1 protein-coding gene is annotated in these 2,629 nt (G+C 68.2%); it reads right to left on the bottom strand.

Translation table 11 applies throughout. From position 1 onward, the window contains the following. Window positions 1–1,220: 1,220 nt before the first annotated feature. Complete coding sequence (locus ACVCAH_RS37675) at window positions 1,221–1,358, bottom strand: hypothetical protein (protein WP_447140983.1); 138 nt, start codon at window positions 1,356–1,358, stop codon at window positions 1,221–1,223. Window positions 1,359–2,629: the final 1,271 nt, after the last annotated feature.

Here is a 2,629-nt window from a genome sequence, read left to right as displayed (position 1 = left end):
TGATCGACGTCGGCGAGCAACCACACCCCGATTTTCAGCCCGGCAGGACGCGCCGCAAGGGGCACGGGTGACTCAAACCCGAATTTGTGTGCTCTGGCGAACGCCCCCCGTTCTCACATCGGCTCACAGCCGCACACATCCGCACGACAAGAGCACTCAGCCCCCGCTATGTCCCGCTCTCGTCGCTTCCTGGTTGGCTCGCTTCGTGGAGGATCTGCTACCACCGTGCGCGCCGCGAGCCCGTGGAGCGGCAGCGGATGGTCGGCGGGTTCGGAAGCGCCGGCAGGGACGTCACCCGCCGGACGTGCCCCGTCTCGGCCTCGAGGCGACGGTGCAGCGAGGCGGGTGGGATGAGAGGGTCACGTCCGGGGAGCAGGCCAGGCTGTTCGAGCAGCGACCGGCTCGGCTGTCTCGCGGGCATGACCTGGCCCGGGGAGCGGCCGCCGGGACCTACGCCTCGCCATGGACACCTGCACCCGAGGCATGTCCCGTCAGCTGTGACGTGGTGCTGTCAGTCGTGCCGCAAAAAGTCCCGGCGGTCTCGCCGGCCATGTCATGACATCGCCGCCGGTGACATCCAGTGACACCGCGATGCCTGCCACCGTCGGGACAGCGATCGACGCTGCGGTGACATCAACGGCGACCGGCGCGACATTGCCGGTCTGCGACCCGCTTGTCATCGTGACCGCTTGTAAGTGGCTGTCACCGCGGCTTCGTCGCTGCCATCGGTCGGCCGGCGACTCGGCTGCAGGGCGGGCAGAGCGATGTCGTCACTTGGCGGCGATGTCACAGCACAGCTCAAAGACCGCGTCACACACCGATGACAACGACGATAGTCGATATCAGAGATGGCGTGTCAGAGTCGTAGCGCCTGCGCCGTCAGGGACCTTGTGAGGCGGCCGGTCGTATGGTGCCTGTCTGACAGCGGGACCCGACAGTGTCAGTCGACGATCCTCTGTGACATGGAGCGGCAGCCCGGGCAGACACCGGGTCAGCTCCCGACGCTGACACGCACTCACAGCGGCTCACACCGCAGCCCATCCCTGTCAGTCAAGCCACAGCAAGCAACCGCTCGCCCCGGGGAGGCCGGTTCCGCGCGGCGGATTGGGATAGCCGCTGTGACCTGCGATGTGAGACATCTGGGCCGGCTGTGAGCCGGCTGTGAGCAGAGACCGTGTTCGCCAGAGCACACAAACGCGGGTTTGAGGGTATGGAACTCTTCACACGCCGCCGTGCCGGGCACGCGAGAGGTTCAGCCGCCGTCGGGCCCAGACATCGTCGGCCCGACGCCGGCTCTCCCGCAGCGAGCAGATCGACACCGCCACCGGCGCGGGCAGCGCCAGCGACACCTCCAGCACCAGGCGCCGCAGCGCAAGACCCGCAACGCGTGGCCGTGTCCCGTAGAGCTATCGGGCGATGGCGGTGTCGCGGCGGATCTCGGCCTTCCGTGACCCCTTCCGCCAAGGCTTCACTGGTCCTTCACCACCTCGGACCATCTCACGCCGCCGGCATGCGCCCGGATGTGTCTGTCAGCGCTGCACATCGCCGGTGACAGGCCGTCGTTATCAGCGCCAACGGTTCCAGACTCCCTCCCCACGGGAGGGATTTTTCCTTCTACTCCCTCAGGAGTCCCCCTCATTCCAGCGGATCCGCCCACCCGCGCCTGGGCCGTCGGCCTCCCGATCCCCCGCCAGCAAGCGACACCGCCTGGTCTACCTGCATCGGCTGACCCCCGCGACCGCCAACTCCTGGCCTGGCTCGCCGAGCACGACGTCCCGTCCACCGACCAGATCACCCCAAGCCCAGTTCCCCTCGCCGCGCTCAGCCCGACTGCGGCTGGCCACCCTGCACGCCATCGACGCCGTGCACCGCTTCGTCGACGTCACCACCGGCGACCACCAGCACATCACACCCTCGGCCTCTCGGCATGCTCCTGCACCGCCGCCACCAGCCCTAACCGCTACGCCGACGGCGAGGACAACCTCTGACAGGGCGGGTCACTTGGGTCGACAATCGCGCTCGGGGCAGGCCGGCGCCCCGCCTCGCACTCACTCCATCTCGTCCAACCTCACGACAGTGGGCGTCTGTCAGACAACAAGATCGCCTGTGAGTGTGGTCCATTCCCATAGCGCCCACGACCACGATCAGGCCGCCAGCCACGTTGATCTCTCACCGCAGGTCAAGGGGCGCTAGTCAGCCCTGACGCGACCCGGAGGCGCGTGAGAGCCCGCCGGTACCTTCATCGGCAACACCTTCACCCCACATAACCGCTCCACCCGGTTCGGTCCCACCTCAGGGATCCCTCGCCACACCCACCCGGTGCGCTTCGCCCACTCGCTTCGGCCAGTCGGCACGCGCGCCGCGCGGCGGCCCCTGGAGGACTCACCAACCACCCCGCACCTTAATCCAGGTTCCTCGACCTGACCCATGCACGCGGTGGGCCGGCCACCTCTACGCGCCAGGGCGGGCCGCACGAAGGAGGACCCTTCATGACCCCACCGTTAACGGCACCCCCTGCCCCCACACGGCAGCCGCGTGGCCCGCCCCGCCGCTAGGTCGTGTGTCGAAGTCGGCGGTGGTGGGCGAGGAGATTCCGGCGCGTCGGTGATCGATAAGTAGCGAGGTCTCC

The sequence above is a fragment of the Micromonospora sp. LZ34 genome (assembly GCF_052981855.1).
The sequence above is the reverse complement of the archived record's forward strand: the minus strand, read 5'-3'. Positions and strand labels throughout refer to the sequence as shown.